16 protein-coding genes are annotated in these 18789 nt (G+C 48.2%); 10 read left to right on the forward strand and 6 right to left on the reverse strand.

All coding sequences use genetic code 11. The features are described 5' to 3' along the window. Positions 1-75 precede the first annotated feature (75 nt). From GWG06_RS02475 to GWG06_RS02505, 8 genes are all read left to right on the forward strand, one after another. Positions 76-642 carry an RNA polymerase sigma factor gene (locus GWG06_RS02475; protein WP_127040149.1) on the forward strand — a complete coding sequence of 189 codons (567 nt, stop codon included), beginning with the start codon at positions 76-78 and terminating at the stop codon, positions 640-642. Positions 643-844: 202 nt separating this feature from the next. Further along, entirely contained in the window at positions 845-1882 is a 1038-nt protein-coding gene (locus tag GWG06_RS02480; RefSeq protein ID WP_160711082.1) for a FecR family protein, read from the forward strand. 227 nt (positions 1883-2109) lie between these two features. Next, a complete protein-coding gene (locus GWG06_RS02485; protein WP_160711084.1) occupies positions 2110-5355 on the forward strand; it encodes a SusC/RagA family TonB-linked outer membrane protein in 3246 nt (1081 codons plus the stop codon). 7 nt (positions 5356-5362) lie between these two features. Continuing rightward, positions 5363-6808 (forward strand): RagB/SusD family nutrient uptake outer membrane protein, encoded by a 1446-nt coding sequence (locus GWG06_RS02490; RefSeq protein WP_160711086.1) that lies wholly within the window; start codon positions 5363-5365, stop codon positions 6806-6808. Between the two features lie 231 nt (positions 6809-7039). Next, a complete protein-coding gene (locus tag GWG06_RS02495) occupies positions 7040-9526 on the forward strand; it encodes a PIG-L family deacetylase (protein ID WP_235938092.1) in 2487 nt (828 codons plus the stop codon). Between the two features lie 6 nt (positions 9527-9532). After that, positions 9533-9709: a hypothetical protein gene (locus GWG06_RS02500; protein WP_160711088.1), complete on the forward strand. Its 177-nt coding sequence runs from the start codon at positions 9533-9535 to the stop codon at positions 9707-9709. A gap of 20 nt (positions 9710-9729) precedes the next feature. Beyond that, on the forward strand, positions 9730-9864 hold the full coding sequence (locus GWG06_RS30665) for a hypothetical protein (RefSeq protein WP_262888656.1): 135 nt from the start codon (positions 9730-9732) through the stop codon (positions 9862-9864). Then, a complete protein-coding gene (locus GWG06_RS02505; RefSeq protein ID WP_160711090.1) occupies positions 9861-11552 on the forward strand; it encodes a sodium:solute symporter family protein in 1692 nt (563 codons plus the stop codon). The genes GWG06_RS30665 and GWG06_RS02505 overlap by 4 nt, the downstream gene beginning before the upstream one ends. 129 nt (positions 11553-11681) lie before the next feature. Here the strand turns inward: GWG06_RS02505 and GWG06_RS02510 are convergent, their stop codons facing one another. From GWG06_RS02510 to GWG06_RS02530, 5 genes are all read right to left on the reverse strand, one after another. After that, positions 11682-12530, reverse strand: a complete 849-nt coding sequence (locus GWG06_RS02510; RefSeq protein WP_127040165.1) for a DUF2911 domain-containing protein — start codon at positions 12528-12530, stop codon at positions 11682-11684. Positions 12531-12578: 48 nt separating this feature from the next. Next, positions 12579-13235 (reverse strand): response regulator transcription factor, encoded by a 657-nt coding sequence (locus tag GWG06_RS02515; RefSeq protein ID WP_160711092.1) that lies wholly within the window; start codon positions 13233-13235, stop codon positions 12579-12581. Positions 13236-13355: 120 nt separating this feature from the next. Then, the gene (locus GWG06_RS02520) at positions 13356-14165 is read right to left on the reverse strand and encodes a sensor histidine kinase (protein WP_127040171.1); all 810 of its coding nucleotides are present in this window, start codon (positions 14163-14165) and stop codon (positions 13356-13358) included. Further along, the gene (locus tag GWG06_RS02525) at positions 14152-14748 is read right to left on the reverse strand and encodes a hypothetical protein (protein ID WP_127040173.1); all 597 of its coding nucleotides are present in this window, start codon (positions 14746-14748) and stop codon (positions 14152-14154) included. Before GWG06_RS02525 ends, GWG06_RS02520 begins: the two co-directional genes overlap by 14 nt. A gap of 104 nt (positions 14749-14852) precedes the next feature. After that, on the reverse strand, positions 14853-15272 hold the full coding sequence (locus GWG06_RS02530; RefSeq protein ID WP_127040176.1) for a hypothetical protein: 420 nt from the start codon (positions 15270-15272) through the stop codon (positions 14853-14855). A gap of 290 nt (positions 15273-15562) precedes the next feature. Between GWG06_RS02530 and GWG06_RS02535 the strand changes: the two genes are divergently transcribed. Together GWG06_RS02535 and GWG06_RS02540 are read left to right on the forward strand one after the other, a co-directional pair. Beyond that, positions 15563-16348 (forward strand): hypothetical protein, encoded by a 786-nt coding sequence (locus GWG06_RS02535; protein WP_160711094.1) that lies wholly within the window; start codon positions 15563-15565, stop codon positions 16346-16348. A gap of 458 nt (positions 16349-16806) precedes the next feature. Beyond that, positions 16807-17703 carry a hypothetical protein gene (locus GWG06_RS02540; protein ID WP_160711096.1) on the forward strand — a complete coding sequence of 299 codons (897 nt, stop codon included), beginning with the start codon at positions 16807-16809 and terminating at the stop codon, positions 17701-17703. 160 nt (positions 17704-17863) lie between these two features. Here GWG06_RS02540 and xerD read toward each other — a convergent pair whose 3' ends face one another. Then, complete coding sequence (gene xerD, locus GWG06_RS02545; RefSeq protein WP_160711098.1) at positions 17864-18763, reverse strand: site-specific tyrosine recombinase XerD; 900 nt, start codon at positions 18761-18763, stop codon at positions 17864-17866. Positions 18764-18789 lie beyond the last annotated feature (26 nt).

Here is an 18789-nt window from a genome sequence, read left to right on the forward strand (position 1 = left end):
GCAGGGGAATTCATTTGAAAATTCCGGTTATTACTAAGTATCTTTAGCCACCTTAATTCAACCAAAGTATACATTTTGACGGAGGAAGCAAATATACAGTTGCTGGCAGAACGGGTGGCATCGCTGGGTGATGAACAGGCATACAAGGCGCTGTTCAGGATATTCTATAAGCCGCTCAGTCAGTTTGCCTATTCAATCGTAAAATCCTGGGAGTCCGCCGAAGAAATCGCATCAGACGTATTCATGAATGTCTGGAGAAACCGCGAACGGCTGCTGCAGGTGCAGAATCTGCGTGTATACCTCTACGTGTCCACCAAAAATATAGCCCTCAACTACCTCACCAAAGAAGCACGTACCCGTCATTTCAGCCTGGATGAACTGGCAGTGGATTTCAGTGTCAGCTACGCTACGCCTGAACAGATCTATATTTCCGGGGAGATGGTAAAAAAAATACAGGCTGCTATCAACGACCTGCCTCCCAAAAGAAAGATGATCTTCAAACTGATCCGGGAAGACGGCTTAAAATACAAGGAAGTAGCCCAGATCCTCGATATCTCCGTTAATACCATCGACGTACACATGGCACAGGCCCTGAAAAAAATCAGCGAAGCCATTAATCTCTCCTTTTTCAGGTCTGAATAATTTTTTTATTTGAGATTTTATTATTTGAGATTTTGTACCCAATCATGGTATAATGCCGGGCCTGTAAGTCCCAGGGTAGACTACGATTGGGTACAAAATCTCAAATAATAAAATCTCAAATAAAATTTTTTTTCAAAGGGAGTAGTAGATTCTTTAAATCTGCTTGTCCTTCTATATGTAATCATGCTTTTGTACTAAACACATGGAACAGGAAAGAATTTGGTTATTGCTGGGAAGAAAGGTATCGGGCGAAGCCACGATGGCGGAGCTGCGTGAATTGGAGGAGTTGTTGGTACAATATCCTGCGGAGAGGTACCAGTTCGCTGTACTCAGCAGCTGGCAGCCTGTTAGCCAGGAGGAGTGGAGGCAGAAAACTGATGTTGCGCTGGAGAAGCACCTGGCCAGAATGCAGGAGGAGTTCCCGCAGGATATGCCGGCGCCGGTAAAAAAGAAGCGGCGCAGCGGAATGATTGCTGTAGTATCGCTGCTGGTAGTAATGACAGGAGGCATCAGCACCTGGTTGTTCTCCGGGAAAAATAAAACAGCAGCGCCGGTGGAAACAGCGGAAATACAGACCCGTAACGGCTCGCGCTCAAAAGCTATTTTGCCGGACGGCACGGAAGTATGGCTGAACGGTGGCAGCCGCCTGACTTATAACCCTGCCATGAACACCAGCAGGCAGCGGGAAATTATGTTGTCGGGAGAGGCCTTTTTCAATGTAACGAAAAATGCAGACAGACCGTTTATCATTCATACCAGCAACATGCAGGTAAAAGTGCTGGGCACAACATTTAATATCAAAGCATACCCGACTGACCGTCAAACGGAAACCTCTCTTATAACCGGTGCAGTGGAGGTATGGTTCAATAAGAACGGCTCGCAGAAAGTGCAGCTGGAGCCCAATCAGAAAATTACAGTACTGAGTCCGGAGCATAACGTGAATGCATCTCCGGAATACAGCATTACCCATATCAGAAGGAATGAGCAGGGTAATATTATCAATGAAACAGCCTGGTGCGACAACTTCCTGATATTCGATAACGAAGGATTCAGGGACGTGGCATTAAAGATGGAGCGCTGGTTTGGCGTCAAAATTCATCTGAAGGATAAAAAATTAATGACCTATAGGTTTACCGGTACTTTTAAAAATGAATCATTGCCTGAAATATTGGAGGCGCTGAAGGTTACATCATCATTCCGTTGCCGCATTGCGGGTAACGAAGTATTCATCAACCAATAAGAACCAATAAGAAAATATGTTCGGAAAAAAAGTTTGGATACCAATGGCATAAAAAAGGGCAAATGCTGCAAACATTTACCCTTCGTTTAGATCCAACGGCAGATAGCTTCACTTGGCAATGTAGTACTGTCGTCGTTTTATGACCTTTTACAACCTAAATGTATGCAAAAAAAACATACATTTTGTCATCCTTTTGCACACATACATAAGGAAAAGTTGTACTGCTAATGAAACTGGTGTCTGTTATTATTCTTATTACCTTTTTACATTTATCCGGGAATGTATCCGGCCAGCACGCGCGTATCTCTGTAGATGCAGAGCATATGCCGGTCACCCGGTTGCTGAAATTAATCGAGAAAAAAAGTAACTGTCGTTTTGTATACAGAAACGATCTGATACCTGCTGATTTAAAGGTATCAGTGCATATGAAAGAGGACCTGCTGGAAGCAGTACTGGACAGGGTGTTAAAGCATACCGGTCTTACTTACAAAATGCTTTCGGCCAATCTGATTGCCATCACTCCGGATACCACGCCGGTAACCAGTGAGTCAGTCAGCATCGGCGGACGGGTTACTGACATCAGCGGCCAGCCGCTTCCTGGTGTCAGTATCCGTATTGCCGGAGTAAACAAAGGCGCTACAACCGACACCTATGGCCGGTTTAAACTGGAAGCGCCTGCATCGGCCTACCTGGTCTGTTCTTTCATCGGTTATGAAGAACAGCGGGTACCGGTGAGCAATCAGCAGGATGTGAACATCATTATGAAGGATGACGCCAGGGGCCTGAATGAAGTAGTGGTGGTGGCCTATGGCGTACAGACAAAAGGTTCTTTGACAGGTTCAGCTACTACAGTGAATACAGCGCTTTATGACAAAGCTCCACGTAGCAGCTTCCAGGAAAGTTTACAGGGAAATGTCCCCGGATTGCAATCCAGCAACGGTTCCGGGCAACCAGGCTCCGTACCGAGTATCCGTATCAGGGGTATCGGTTCTATTACTGCCGGCAGCTCACCGCTCTATGTAGTGGATGGCGTACCGGTAGTATCGGAAGACCTGACCGATTACAATGTCAATTCACTGGCTGGTATCAACAGCTCAGATATTGCTTCCATCTCTATTCTGAAAGACGCCGCCGCGGCTTCTATTTATGGTTCCCGCGCCGCCAACGGGGTGATACTGATCACCACCAAAACCGGTAAGGCCGGCAAAACCAGGATCAGCGTCTCTGTGCAGCAGGGTATCAACCAGCTGACACTGGGCCGGGAATCTTATCCGCTCAACACCCGCGAAATGATGGAGCTGTTGCGGGAAGGCTGGGCCAACAAAAATGATGGCAGCGGCGAAGCGGGTTTTCAGAAGGAAATAAAGGCACGCGGTATCGACACCACTATCAACACCGATTGGATTAGCGCGCTCACCCGCCATGGCAGCTATACGCAGGCTAATGTTTCTGCGGCAGGCGGTAATGAAAAAACGAAGTTCTACCTGTCCGGCGGCTATTATGACTCCAAATCCGCACTCCGCGGGGTGGATTATAAAAGAATGACCGGCAAGCTGAATCTCAGCAATAACGCTACGAGCAGGCTTACCTTTAATGTAAACCTCTCGCTCGGTTACCAGCGTGCCAATGCGGTAGGAGATGTGGGGCTGAATGCCAATCCCGTGCGCTCCCTGGCCAGAGTACAACCCTGGCTGAAAATCTACAATGCCGACGGCAGCTATGATTTCAGCTACAACAACACGTTCAATCCGGTAGCCATCCTCGAAGGCGTAAGCCGCACAGGCACTATCTACGGATTACTGGGAAGCGCCGGCGCCAGGTATACCTTCACGGATTACCTCTCTTTCGATACCAGGATCAGTCTCGACCTGAATTATGCCAAAAGCAATTCCTTCGATTCTCCGGGTTTCGGCGACGGCAGAAATACTAACGGTCACGTATATGTGAATAATAAACTGTGGAACAACTGGGTGTCTACCAACATACTCCGGTTTAACCGCAGATGGAATGATCACGGCATCAACGCATTTGCAGGATATGAAGCGCAGAGAACGGCGATCAACGGCAATGCCGCCTCCGCCACCAATCTGCTGCCCGGTAAGCGGGAACTGGCAGACGCCTCCAAACCGGAGACAGCCACTTCTGTTAATACTGCCAATGCACTTACCGGATTATTCCTGAACGCAGCATACGACTACCGGCAAAAATATTACCTCACAGGATCAGTGCGCAGGGATGCTTCATCCCGGTTTGGCAAGGACCGGCTCAGTGCCACGTTCTGGTCGCTGGGGGTAGCCTGGAATATTTACAGGGAATTTTTCCTGCAGGATATTCCCGGCGTTAACGAATTAAAGATACGGGCTAGCTACGGCAGCAACGGAAACCAGGCTATTGACAACTACGCGTCATTGTCGCTCTATAATCCGGCAAATGATTATGATGGGAAGCCGGGGTATGTATTAAGTCAGTACCCCAATTCCTATCTTACCTGGGAACAGAACAGGCCGTTCAATGCGGGCATCGATTTCGCCGTGGCGAAAAATCGTATAACCGGTACCGTAGAATACTACAACCGCGTAACCTCACGCCTGCTGCTGAATGTACCCGTATCGTCGGCCAACGGCATACTTACCGTTACCCGTAACACCGGCGAAATGAGGAACAGTGGTTGGGAAATGGCCTTATCTTCCCGTAATATCGTTGCCCGCAAAGAAGGCGCTTTTACATGGAGAACTGACCTTAACTTCTCTACCTTAAACAACCGCATCACCAGGCTGGATAATCCGCTGACCAGCATCATCAACCGGCGGGAGGTAGGCATGGATTTTTACCAGTTTTATCTTGTCGGATATGCCGGTGCTGATCCGCAGACAGGCGAGGCCCTCTGGTATACCAATGCCGACAAAACAGCTACGACCAGGGTATTCGGCGATGCACAGCGGTTCTACCAGGGAAGTGCCCTGCCCAGATTTTATGGAGCAGTCACCAACTATTTCAGCTATAAAGGTTTTGATCTGAGTTTCCAGTTTTTTTACAACTGGGGTAACAAGGTGTATGATAACTGGGGCCCCTTCACAGAGTCTGATGGTAACGGCGGTTTCGGCGCTACCTCCAAGCTCTCCAGGCGCATATACGAAAATCGTTGGCGGCAGCCCGGTGATATCACCAATATCCCGAAGGTAGTATATGGCGGTACCCAATCCGGACTCAGTAACCAGATGTCTTCCAGGTTTCTGTACGACGGCAGTTTTATCCGCCTGAGAGATCTGCTGCTGGCTTATCATCTGCCTAAATCCTTACTGTCAGGAACAGGCATCGGTGAAGCAAAAATTTATTTCAGAGGCAATAACCTCTGGGCATATGTGAAGGACAAACAGTTGACGATGGATCCGGAAGTGCCGGTAACCGGGGATTATGACCAAAGGCCACCTGTATTCAAAACTTATCTCCTGGGAGTTGATATTAATTTTTAAACAGAGCATGTCAAAGCGATACCAACATATTGCAGGGCTGTTGCTGACGGTAATACTCGCCGCTTGCGGGAAATCGTTCCTGGATCAGACGCCGCAGACGCAGACAGAAACAGGTAAGGCCATTACAGACCTGCCGGGCCTGCGGGCCGCTATCAGCGGGGTGTATTCCCTCATGCAACACGAAAATTATTATGGCCGCACCATGTTGCTGCTGCCGGATCTGCGGAGTGACAATGAATATATCAGCGTCATCAACAGCAACCGGTACCGCAATCATGACCAATATATTCTAACCCCTAATGATGCGTATGTAACCGATAACTGGAATCAGTTATACAGCGTGGTAGCCAATGCGAACATGGTGATTCAGAAGGGGCCTGGTATTTTCCTGCTGCCGTCTGTGGCAGACAGTACGGAAGCCAGACAGATAGTCGCTGAAGCATATACCATCAGGGCACTGGTGTTTTTCGACCTGGCCCGGTTGTATGCGCAGCCCTATAACTATACTACTGACGCCTCGCATATGGGCATACCGCTGGTCACCGTTACAAACGTAGACTCTGTGCAGTCGCCCTCGCGCAGCAATATCAGGCAAACGTTTGACCAGATCATCCGCGACCTGCAAACAGCGATCAGCAGATTTGAGAAGAGTAACAGTACGGCTTTTTCATCCGGTAGAATCAATAAGTATACTGCTACCGCTTTGCTGTCGAGGGTTTTGTTATATAAGGGAGACTGGCAAGGAGCCATGGCAAATGCTTCCGCAGTCATTAACAGCAACCGCTATACCCTGTTGCCGGGAGATAAGCTGGTAAGTGATTTTGCTGTAACAGGCAATGCAGAAACGATCTTTGAAGTAATCAATACGCCGGTAGATAACCGTGGTACCGATGGCCTGAGCTATATGTTCAGCCAGGACGGATATGGTGAAATACTGGCAACTGATGATATTTTCAATATCTATCCTGCCAAAGATGTACGGCTGGGCTTTTTGAAACGGGGAAAACGCGCCGCTAACGGTGGCGAAGATCCCGCAAATATCATCACCAAGTACAAGGATGTGAACACCTTCACGGAAAGCATGAAGGTGATACGGCTGGCCGAGCTGTATCTCATCCGCGCTGAAGCTGCTGCCCGACTGGGACTGACCGCTGCTGCACAGGCTGATCTGACACAGATCATTATGCGTGCAGATCCGTCAGCAGGCCCAGCTACCGCCACCGGCCCGGCACTGCTGAGCGCCATCGCGCTGGAACGGCGCAGGGAACTGGCTTTTGAAGGACACCGCCTGTTTGATCTGGCGCGTACTAAAACATCCTTCGTAAAGTATCTGGCCAACAATCAGTCGATTACCGTGGCATTGCCCGGTCCGAAAATAATCTTACCCATCCCGCAAAGGGAGCTGGATGCCAATCCGAATATACGCCACCAGCAAAACGAGGGTTACAATTGAAATCGTAGATGCCTTTGTTAATAATTGGTTTTTGCAAGCTGGTTGGTTTTTGCTTGTAGGGTCCCGGAATCACGCCGGGACCTTTTTTATGTTTAAATTTTCAGATCCCCGGATTTTCAGATTGGGGATTTTAATGCCATTCGCTGTGCTTTACATCCGTAAATCACAAAATCCGTAAATCAAATAATTAATGTGTTATTTTTGGCCACCTGTAAATTCACACAATAGCACATGTTAATAAGACTCTTTTCTGCACTGGCTTTGTTTATAGCAGTGATGGCCGGTATACCGGTAAAAGCGCAACCATCTCCGGTCTGGAATGCTGCAGACATTAAACTGCAGCTGAAAAAGCTGGATACACTGGGGAGTGTGCTATACCTCGCCGCCCATCCCGATGATGAAAATACCCGTCTCCTGGGCTATCTCGCAAAAGAAAAATTATACAGAACAGGATACCTGTCACTCACTCGCGGTGACGGAGGTCAGAACCTGGTAGGAGATGAGCAGTCTGAACTGCTGGGCCTTATCCGCACGCAGGAATTACTGGCTGCCCGCCGTATCGACGGGGCAGAACAGTTTTTTACCCGCGCACAGGATTTCGGCTTCTCCAAAAATCCGGAAGAAACATTTACTATCTGGGATAAAGAAAAAATACTGGGAGATGTGGTCTGGATGATCCGTAAATTTCAACCAGACGTAATCATCTGCCGCTTCCCGGCCGACAGCCGCGCCGGACATGGCCATCACACCGCCTCCGCCATGCTGGGCGCAGAGGCCTTCGAGGCCGCCGCTGATCCTAAACGCTACCCGGAACAACTGAAATATGTAAAACCCTGGCAGGCTAAAAGACTGCTGTGGAATACCTTCAACTTCGGGGGTAACAACACCATCTCCGATGACCAGTTTAAAACAGATGTAGGAGCGTATAATTTCCTGTTAGGAAAAGGATATGGGGAAATAGCCGCTGAAAGCCGCTCCCAGCACAAAAGCCAGGGTTTCGGTGTTCCTGCCGGAAGAGGCAGCAGCATGGAATACTTCTCTACCATCAAAGGCGATGCACCGAAGCAGAGCCTGCTCGACGGCGTAAATACCTCCTGGTCGCGTATTCCGGGCGGAGCCGCCATCGGTGCGCTGGTAGACAAAGCACTGCAGACCTATAATATGGAGCATCCCGGCGCTTCCGTACCTGCCCTCCTGGAAATCCGGAAAGCCATACAGGCGCTGCCCGACGGCTACTGGCGCAACCAGAAACTGAAAGAAACAGAACAACTGATTTATGCCTGCGCCGGCGTATGGGCAGAAGCCTACAGCGCTACGCCTACCGTAGCTGCAGGTTATAAACTGGAAGCTACCGTGCAGGTTATCAGCAGAGGCAATGTACCTGTATACCTCCGCCAGGCCGACCTTCCGGGGCAGCCCAATATCGCTGGTCCGCAGGAACTCGCCTTTAACAAACTGACCACCTTCAACCGTACCATACATGTACCCGCCGATACCCGCATCTCACAGCCCTACTGGCTGGCAGAGCCGCATCCGCTGGGCACATATGCCATCGCAGACCCGTTGCTGACAGGCAATCCGGAGAATGTGCCACCCATGAGCACACGTATCCAGCTGCAGATAGGCGGGCAGGATTTCACCCTGATACGCCCCCTGCAGTATAAATACACCGATCCCGTTAAAGGAGAATTGTATGAACCGCTGGTCATCACGCCACCGGTAGTGGCCAATCTCAGCAACCAGGTATACATCTTCACAGATAATAAAGCGCAGTCAGTACCCGTGAAATTGCAGGCTATGGCCGATGATGTGGCCGGTACGGTACGCCTGCAGCTCCCTGACGGATTCGCTGCCACTGAAAACAATATTCCCTGGAAACTTGCCAGAAAGGGAGATGAAACAGAGTTACGCTTCAGCATCCATCCGGTAAAGGCTTCCACTGCCAATCACGTAGATACGTTCACGGTAGTGATGAACTGTAACGGTAAAGACTATACGCAGAGCATCCGCCATATCCGTTATGACCATATCCCGGTGATCACGTTGTTTCCTACCGCGGAAGCCAGGCTGGTAACCGTAGACCTGAAGCACAACGGCAACCGCCTGGGATATATACCCGGCGCGGGCGACATGGTTGCTGCCTCGCTGCGTCAGGTAGGATATGATGTAACCGAACTGGGAGAGAAGGATATAATGGGCGGACAGCTGCAGCAGTATGATGCCATCATCACCGGCGTGCGCGCCTATAACGTGAACCCACGTATGAAATACTGGCAGCCCCGCCTGATGGATTACGTGAAAAACGGCGGAACCCTGCTGGTACAGTACAACGTCAACAACCCGCTGGTGACCACCGACCTCGGACCGTTTCCGTTTAGCCTTTCCCGTGATCGTGTAACAGATGAAAATGCAGCAGCTACCTTCATCAATCCCGGCGATCCTGTTTTACATTATCCCAATGATATCACCACAAAGGATTTCAATGGATGGGTACAGGAACGCGGATTGTATTTCCCCGGCAACATTGACAAATCATATAATAAACTCTTTACCATGAAAGACAAGGGTGAAAGCCCGATGGATGGCTCTACCATTGTGGCAGCCTATGGTAAAGGAAGATACGTATATACAGGGCTGGCATTTTTCCGGCAGCTACCGGCAGGCGTTCCCGGTGCTTATCGCTTATTTGTGAACCTGATTTCCGCCAAAAAGGAATAAGAGAAAATGGCTAAAAAACATGAACAGAACCGTCCCAGACTCAGAATAGCAGCGATACTCTGTATCCTTCTGGGACTATTCATCGGATTTGGAATAAAACGTGTGCACATTGGCTTACTGATCGGGATCGGACTGGGTCTGCTGACAGGAAGCATGTGGACCAAGAGCAGTCGCGAAGACTAACTGCGAAAAACAGACAACGGATGACTGACAAGAACCTGTATGACGAAGAAAAACCGCCACTGTTTCGGTCGTGGGGCTATTGGTATGTATTGGTAATAGCCTGGCTGGCATTGCTGATTGTGCTTTTCTATTTATTTACCAAAACATTTTCATGAGCGTATTAGACTGGATTGTACTTGTATCCACGTTGACTGTTATTATACTGTATGGTATCTGGAAAAGCCGGGGCCGGCAGGATATGGAAAGTTATTTCCTCGGAAATCAGTCTATGCCCTGGTATATTGTGCTGCTGTCCATCATCGGTACGCAGGCGAGCGCCATTACTTTCATCTCCGCTCCCGGCCAGGCTTATACCGACGGGATGCGTTTCGTTCAATATTACTTCGGGCTGCCGCTGGCGATGGTGGTATTATGTATCACCTTTGTACCCATCTTCCATAAGCTGAAAGTATATACAGCCTATGAGTTTCTGGAGAAACGGTTTGATCTGAAAACACGGACGCTGGCCTCTGCGCTGTTTCTCATTCAGCGGGGGCTGTCTACCGGTATCAGTATCTGCGCGCCTTCCATCATCCTTTCCTCTTTGCTGGGCTGGAATTTATATTGGACCAACATGATTATGGGCGGATTGCTCATCATCTATACGGTAGCCGGCGGTACCCGTGCCGTAGCCTATACACAGACGCTTCAGCTGGTGATTATTTTTGGTGGTATGTTCCTGGCAGGGTGGATGGTAGTACATCTGCTGCCGGCAGACATCGGATTCAAACAGGCCCTGCAGGTATCCGGCAAAATGGATAAGCTGAATGTTATTGTAACAAAATTCGACTGGAAAGATAAGTACAATATCTGGAGTGGTGTGATAGGAGGGTTTTTCCTGGCGTTGTCGTACTTCGGAACAGATCAGTCGCAGGTGGGCCGCTATCTTACGGCACGATCCGTAAAAGAGAGCAGGATGGGATTGCTGATGAACGGCCTGGTAAAGGTACCGATGCAGTTTCTGATATTGCTTATCGGCGCCCTGGTATTTGTATTCTATTTGTATTTCCGTGCGCCGGTATTTTTCAACGAAGCGCAGCTGGCCCGTGTACACAAAACAGAGCAGGGGCCGGCGCTACAGCGGCTGGAAGATAAATACAATCAGCTGGGCGCGGTGAAGCAGCAACAGGTGAAGGAGCTGGCCGTTGCACTGGAAGCAGGTAACAACGAACAGGTGGCCGCCGCCAAACAGGCGCTACAGGCAACCGATGCTGCTGCGCAGGCTGTACGGACATCCGCACTCAGCGTCATAAAGAAAGCAGATCCAACTGCTGATACCAATGATACCAATTATATTTTTCTGCATTTCGTCGTAAATAGTTTACCGAAAGGATTGGTAGGGCTGCTGATCGCTATTATTTTCCTGGCGGCATGGGGCAGTATTGCAGCAGCGCTGAATTCCCTGGCATCTACTACTGTGATAGATGTCTACCAGCGCCTCTATAACGCGCATGCATCGCAGGAGCATTACCTCCGTATGTCTAAACTCTGGACGCTGATATGGGGTGTGTTCTGTATTGTGGTAGCGCAGTTTGCCAGTGGTCTGGGAAGCCTGATAGAAGTGGTGAATGTGTTGGGGTCCTGGTTTTACGGCGTTACGCTGGGAATATTTATGGTTGCTTTCTACCTGAAGCGGGTAGGAGGTACCGCTACATTCTGGGCAGCTATTGCAGCGGAAATCGTGGTGCTGTACATGTATTGGCTGAATCATGTTTCTTTCCTCTGGCTCAATGCCATTGGCTGTTTGCTGGTGGTGGTATTTGCGCTGATATTGCAGCTGGTATTAAAAACCAGGAAGGCGTAAATAATTCTAATTACAAATTACGAATTACGAATTACGAATGAAAGCGAAGACCGACGCGGATCTTATATTGATCTTCGCGTCGGTCTTCGCTTTCATTCGTAATTCGTAATTCGTAATTTGTAATTAGAATTACTTCAGCGTTGCCAGCAGTTTATTATTCAGCGCCACATAATCATCGTTTTTAGCTGCCTTAGCCAGTTCGATAGATTTCATAGCTGCTTCTCTGGCAACTTTGTTATCTTTTGCTTTCGCATAGATTTTTGCTTTCAGGTGCCAGATCCAGAAGGCATCCGGACTTTCGGCAGTAGCTGCATCTACCCATTCGGCCGCTTTTTTGATATCGCGGTTATGTTCGTAGTAGTAGGAGGCAGCGAGGAAGTACGGTTTTTTATCACCGTGCTGCATGGCCTCATCGATCTGGGTGAGGATTTTATTTTCGATGTCAGCTGTGATGATTACAGGCACTTTCACTTTGTCCCAGCTGAGGGTCAGCACCATAGAAGATTCCAGCACTTTTTCAAAAGCGATGGTGAAGCTCTCCACGGAGGAAGGGAGGGCCACAGGCGCTACGCTTACGCGAGCCACGTCATTCTCCTGTTTGTACTGGGAAGGGCTGCTTACATCCAGGCTGCTGGTGAGGATAACGGTCCATTTCTGAGCACCGGGAATGGTGAGCAGGCCGTATTTACCAGCTTTAACAGGTACGCCGCCGAAGGTCACATCTTCTCCGAAAGTGATGATAGTAGGGGAGTTCGCACCTGTTCTCCATACTTTATTATACGGTACGATATCTCCCATGATAACTCTTCCTTTTTTAACAGGACGGGAGTAGTTCAGTTCTACGCTGGACAAAGCAAAGTTCTGCTTTACAGTCTGTGCCGGGCTTGGAGCCGGTACTTTGATTCCCTGTGCTACGGCAGCGCCGGTATAAAGCAACAGCATAGCGCCGGCAACGGCGAATGTTCTTAAAGTTCTCATATCAGGTGGTTGTTTATTGGTGGCAAAGGAATGTACGGGCAGCGGCATTTATTCAATCAGTCCGCTGCGGAAGGCATACAGTACCAGGCCAACGCTGTTTTTTACATTGAGTTTTTCCAGGAGTTTCTGCCGGATACCTTCCACAGTGCGGGGGCTCAGGTATATCTGTTCAGATATTTCCTGTGTGGTGTACTCGCTACAGATCAGCTTCAGCACTTCCTGTTCACGGTCATTCAGCTGGATTTCATTTTTCAGCGTTGGTTTGAATTGTTGTTTGTTTTTATGGAGGACTTTTTTGAGTAGGGCCAGGTTCACGTTTTCATTGAAATAAAATCCTTTTTCAAAAGTAGTACAGATGGCTTCATAGATTTCTTCCGGGTCGGCATTTTTCAGGAGATAGGCATTGGCCCCGTTTTCCACCAGGTGAACAATGAAATTATCATCTTCATACATGGTGAGTATAATGATTTTTACATCCGGATATTTTTCTTTCACTTTTACCGTAGCCTCGATGCCGTCCATATTGGGCATCTTCAGGTCCATGAGAATAACGTCGGGCTGCTGTTTTTCCATGAGCTGTAACAGGTGCTGTCCGTCGTCTGCTTCATAAATGAAACGGATATTTTCGTAAGGAACCAGTGTATTGATTACTCCACTGCGGAAGATCTTATGATCGTCTGCAATGGCCACTTTTATGTGCGCCATAGGAGAACAGTTTATAGAGAATTTCTATTATTTTATTGTTAGTAAATTACTACAGGTCATGCTGTTACAAACGGGCACAACGAAATCGGAAGGCAATTTAGTAATAAAACAACATATGAATCAACTATTCTGCGTCGGAGCCTGATAATTTTCCAAGCTGATGGTGGCAATGGTGCCTTTTGGCGTTCCTGTTGTGAAGTTAATCTTTCCGCCAATAATATTAAGGCGGCTTTCAATATTTTTAAGTCCGAGGCTTCCTGTCTTTTTCCTGGAAGTTTCCAGCGATGATAATAGCTGGCCGTTGCCATCGTCTTCTACGGCAATGGTAAGCTGGGCAGGAGTTGTCTGATAGGTAATCAGTACTTCGGTTGCCTGAGCGTGTTTGAGGATATTGTTGATGAGTTCCTGTACTACACGGTATACGTTCAGGGCTTTTTCCTTATCAACCTGCTGGCCGTTATCAGCTGTTTTAAAAGTAATTTTTACCTGTTTGTTTTTGTTCATCAGGTTGCAGAACGAATCCAGCGCATGTGCCAGGCCCAGGTTTTCCAATGCCTGCGGATGCAGACTCTGGGAGATGAACCGCAGTTGCTGAATAATAATATCAGTGAAATCCTTGGTTTCTTTCAGCCGTTCGGCTTCGCCGTTTTCTGTTTTGAGGAGGGGCTGCAGCCCGCCGATATTGAGCTTGAGTACGGAAAGCTGTGCGCCTACTTCATCGTGGAGGTCTTCTGCAATACGTTTGCGTTCCTGTTCCTGTCCCTGTAAAACTGCGATGAGGCGTTCCCGTTGCAACTGCAGGTCTTTATCCCTGATCACCAGCTTGTGCTGGATAACCTGTTTTTGCTGAAGCATGACGAGCAGTATCACAATGACCCCCAGTATTAACATTACTGTAGAACCGATTACAATAATATCAATTATCTGCATATCTATATCTTTTTGTCTTTAAGAGGCCAATATACAGAAGAATCATAGTAATCATCCCAACAACATAATTTATTACCAGAATAGCTACCGTCATACCCAGTTTGGCCTGCCCGGTTGTCTGCAGCGCCTGTAAAGAGTTATAACTGATGGAAAACAGGAAAGAGGTACAGAAATAAATAAACAGACCTGAATTGTACCAGAAAGTTGGCAGCGTATCAATATAAACGGACTGCTCTATCAGATCCTTGTCTTTTAACAACTGTAAAAAATAAATGGCTCCATATACCAGTAATACGATTGATTTTACGCCTGCGGTAATGGAGTTATAAGCTCTTACGCCTTCTATCTTGAACAGATCAATGGAGAAGATGAGAACGGCGATGAAGGGGATTATCCGGATGAGGGTGCGCACCCTGGGGTTCTTGATACAGATCAGATAGAATACCGAAAGAATAACAAACTGGATTAAATGCATGATGCTGAAGAACCACATGTTATTCCCCATCAGGCGTTGTATAAGATCTGCACCTACGGCGAATACTAGGCTGCTGACGATATACCAGCAAACCCACCTGGAAGGCATGTCCAGGTTCCTGTAATTTAAAATGAAGGGGATCAGAATTAAACATTCGACCCCCATCATTGCATAATAAGTCCACCAAATTAATGCAAAGTTCACGCTGATAATTATTGTTGAGGTTTAGTTGGTGGTTTGGTGCTGCAATATTCAGGACAAGGAATACCCTGATCCAGAATCAGTGCGGATGACATTGATTTTGCAACCGCTCCCGTGGCCGGATCTCCGGCTGGCGGCAATATATCATTTCCGTCTTCGTCTACAGCTACCAGTACCATTTTCTTTTCTTTAATACCATCGCCGTCGGTATCAATCTTAAGTCCGTAATAGATGCGTACAGCAGTACATCCCGGCTGATCTAACAGCTGCTGTATTTTATCTTTACCGAAACACATTGCTTTCACATGACCGTTCAGTGATTTCTGATTGGCGTGGTCGTCATCATGGTTTTTACACAGTAAATCCATTTCCGCCCGGGAAATGAAATCACCTGCATCTGCAGGGATAGGTCTTCTTGGAGAATCGCTCATTGTGGGTAGTTTTAATTCGGGGTTAAATTTATTACAAAATTACACGCTTGCAAGTGGAAATCCTATAAAGCCGCTGTCGGAGCAATCCGGTGCCTGTTATGCCTTATCCACGCTGGTAATGGATTTTATCATGTTTAAAGGGGGTTCCGGATAACTGAATTAACGTAGCAGTCACTAAAAAATGCGTATAACTACGCAATCCCTCCGGAGCAAGCCTGTAGCCATTTTAAAAGCGAAGTTTTATTTTTAAATTAGTTCATTATTCCTTTTACCACCCTTAAAGCGCTTGTATGTTAACAAACCCTCAGCCCGTTGCCAGGTATAAAGACCTGGTTCATGCAGGGACATTTATCAGCCCGTCGCATGCCCGCCACATGATTGAGGCCTGGCAATCCGCCAACCCCGATGCTGTCCGCTCCATCCTGTACGGACGTAATGTATTTGATAACCTCCTGCAGACACCCGGTTGCGCCGGTATCCGCATTTTTAACGGTATCAACGCTGACAATATACAGGCGCTGGTCTTTGTACCGTTTAATGAACAGGGTGATAATATCCTGGAATACCTGGCGCAGGCGCCATACGGACTTATTAAAATGAACGCGCCCATCTTTGACGAAGGCATTCCCTGCCCGCCTTTCTGCCCGTCAGATCCTCCGTTTGCCCAACGCTCCCCGGAAGAAAAAGCTACGATGCGCCAGCGTTATCCTGCCAGCATCCGCGAAACTGGCAGCGTCATCTCCCGCAGGGAAGCCCAGGAAATGATTGAAGCCTGGCAGCAACAGGAACCAGATGGCGTACGCTCCATTATGTACGGCCGTCACATCTTTGACGCCCTGCTGCGTATTCCCGGCTGTGAAGGCATCCGCATATTCAATGCCGCCGATCATGACCAGCAGCAAACCTTCCTGCTGCTTGCCAGCGATAGCAGGGGAGAACATATACTGCAATACAATCACGACATACGCCTGCAAACACCCCCCGAGCCTATCGGCAGCGGCGGCGCACCCTGCCCCGGTATTTGCGGCAGCGCCGGCGATGGACTTCCGGATTGGGAAACACACAATGTAAGGTGATCAATTACGAATTACGAATTGCGAATTACGAATGTAGAAGCGAAGATCGAAACGTAAATTAAAGCAGATTACTATTATTGGTTTGCTTTAATCTACGCTTTGATCTTCGCTTCTACATTCGTAATTCGCAATTCGTAATTCGTAATTCGCATTTTACCTTCATCACCTATAATAATTTTTACCAATAATTCCTTTCCCTCCAAACATTCCCGTACTTCTCATGCCTGGAATACGTAGTTCTACGCAATCCTTTTTTTCAGTTCTACAACGCTTGACTGCCATCATATTCTTCACAATCTTTGCATCATCAGCCGATAAGAATAATTGTTATACAGCACAGGATCAGAAATGACCGGACCTTTCTACCATGTTTGTTTTAAAGTATGCAGAAGGGGTCTGGCTGTTACCTGAAACAGCTCATTGGGTAAGCTCCTTATCCCCATAAAAAAATTTAAACCATGAGTTACCTGTTAATTGGAAACATCTCTGCGCTTATTTGTGATGACTGTATAGAGCCGCTTGCCAATGCACGAATACGCGTTTATCTTCCGGATATACGGTATCCGGATCAACAGAATTCCTGGGCTAAAGGTATTTTCAATGACCTGCGCCCGTTGACCGCCAAAGATGTGTTGATGAAGGCCGACCGCCTGCTGGCGGAAGCGCCGCTGGATGAATGGGGCAATTTCAGTCTGAGCTGGGAGGAAGTACATTTGTTTACAGAACCGCTGGAACTGGATCTTTGCCTGGATGTTATGCCGGGTAAAACAGGCAGCCACCAGCCGCGCAACTATCACCTCAGCAATGTGGTGTTGCACTGGAAACGCAGCAGCAACGGTTACCTCGGAGCCTACGCCTATGTGGTGCCGTCCGCATCCTGGAACGCCATCTGCCGCGATGCCGGCTCCTGGGTAATTACCGGAACAGTGAGGCATTACCAGCGGAAGGAAGGGCAGCTGCACCTGAAAGTACAGGCCTATAACGCGATTTCAGGAAAGATGATCGGAGAAGCATATACCAATGAGTTTGGACGATATACTATCCGGTTCTCCCGTAAAGATCTGTATAGCGGACACCTGCAGCCGGTAAGACAGGGCCGTACCAATATGGGACCGGATGTGTATTTCAGGATTTATAACGATGACCGGCTCATACTATCTGAAAATGAAAATAATGCAGCAGTCAGCGAGAGACAGGATCTGCCTCCGTGCTCCTGCCTGAATATAGAATATAAATCTTCCGCAGTAAGAAGAGCCTCCGCACATATCAACGGATGGATCAGCGATATGATTTCACTGACTGCCGGAAGAAGAAAGAAACGTGAACAGCTGAGGATGGCGGCCAACTACAGATGAGAGTATGCAATATCCCTTGTGGAAGAACCCCGTTAACGCTCGTTGTAAAAGATCATTTAATGTCTGACATCTCAATAAGTTAGCTATAAAGAATCCCCCTTGTTTGAACCCCCTTTCTAAATGCAGACAGCTGCCCTTCCCCTGGCAGCTGTCATTTTTTTTAGAAACGGGGATGATACTGCGCCAGCGTATCACGCAGGTATTCCCGGTCGAGATGCGTATATATTTCAGTAGTGGTAATGCTTTCATGCCCCAGCATCTGCTGCACGGCTCGCAGGTCAGCTCCGCCCTCCACCAGGTGGGTGGCAAAGGAATGCCGGAAAGTATGCGGGGATACATTCTTCTGAATGCCGGCCAGTTTGGTCAGCTCCTTAATCACCAGGAAAATCATCACCCGGCTTAACATACCGCCACGTCTGTTCAGAAACAACGTGTCTTCCTCCCCGTGTTTAACGGGCATGTGTATACGAACATTTCTCCTGTAGATATCAATCTGCCGCATGGCTTCTTTCCCGATCGGCACAATCCGCTCCTTGTTGCCTTTTCCCAGTACCCGGATGTAGCCCGCATCCATGTACAGTTGCGTAAGCTGCAGGCCGATTACTTCGCTTACACGGAGGCCGCAGCTGTACATTGTTTCGAGGATAGCCTTGTTACGATGGCCTTCGGCAGTATCCAGCTTTATCTGCGCTATGATTTTCTCTATCTCTTCAAAAGTGAGTACGTCCGGAAGTTTGCGTTGCAGTTTGGGTGCATCCATCAGCTGCGTGGGATCTTCCTGGGTCATGTCTTCCAGCAGCAGGAATTTATAAAAAGCCTTGATGCCGGAGATCGTCCGGGCCTGCGATGCCGGTGTCATGCCCAGCTGGCTGATCCACTGTACGCAGGCCTGGAGGTCGGCCAGCGTGATGTCCTGCGGCCGCAGCTTTTCTTTACCGTGCGCCAGCAGATACTGTTCCAGCTTCTCCACATCGCGCAGATAGGCTTCAATAGAATTATCGGATAATGACCGCTCTAACTTTAGATACCCTTTAAATAGTTTCCTGAATGATTCCCACATAAATGGCAAGTTAAAAGTTTTGCCCT

It is taken from the genome of Chitinophaga solisilvae (genome assembly GCF_009928525.1).
Lineage (GTDB): Bacteria > Bacteroidota > Bacteroidia > Chitinophagales > Chitinophagaceae > Chitinophaga > Chitinophaga solisilvae.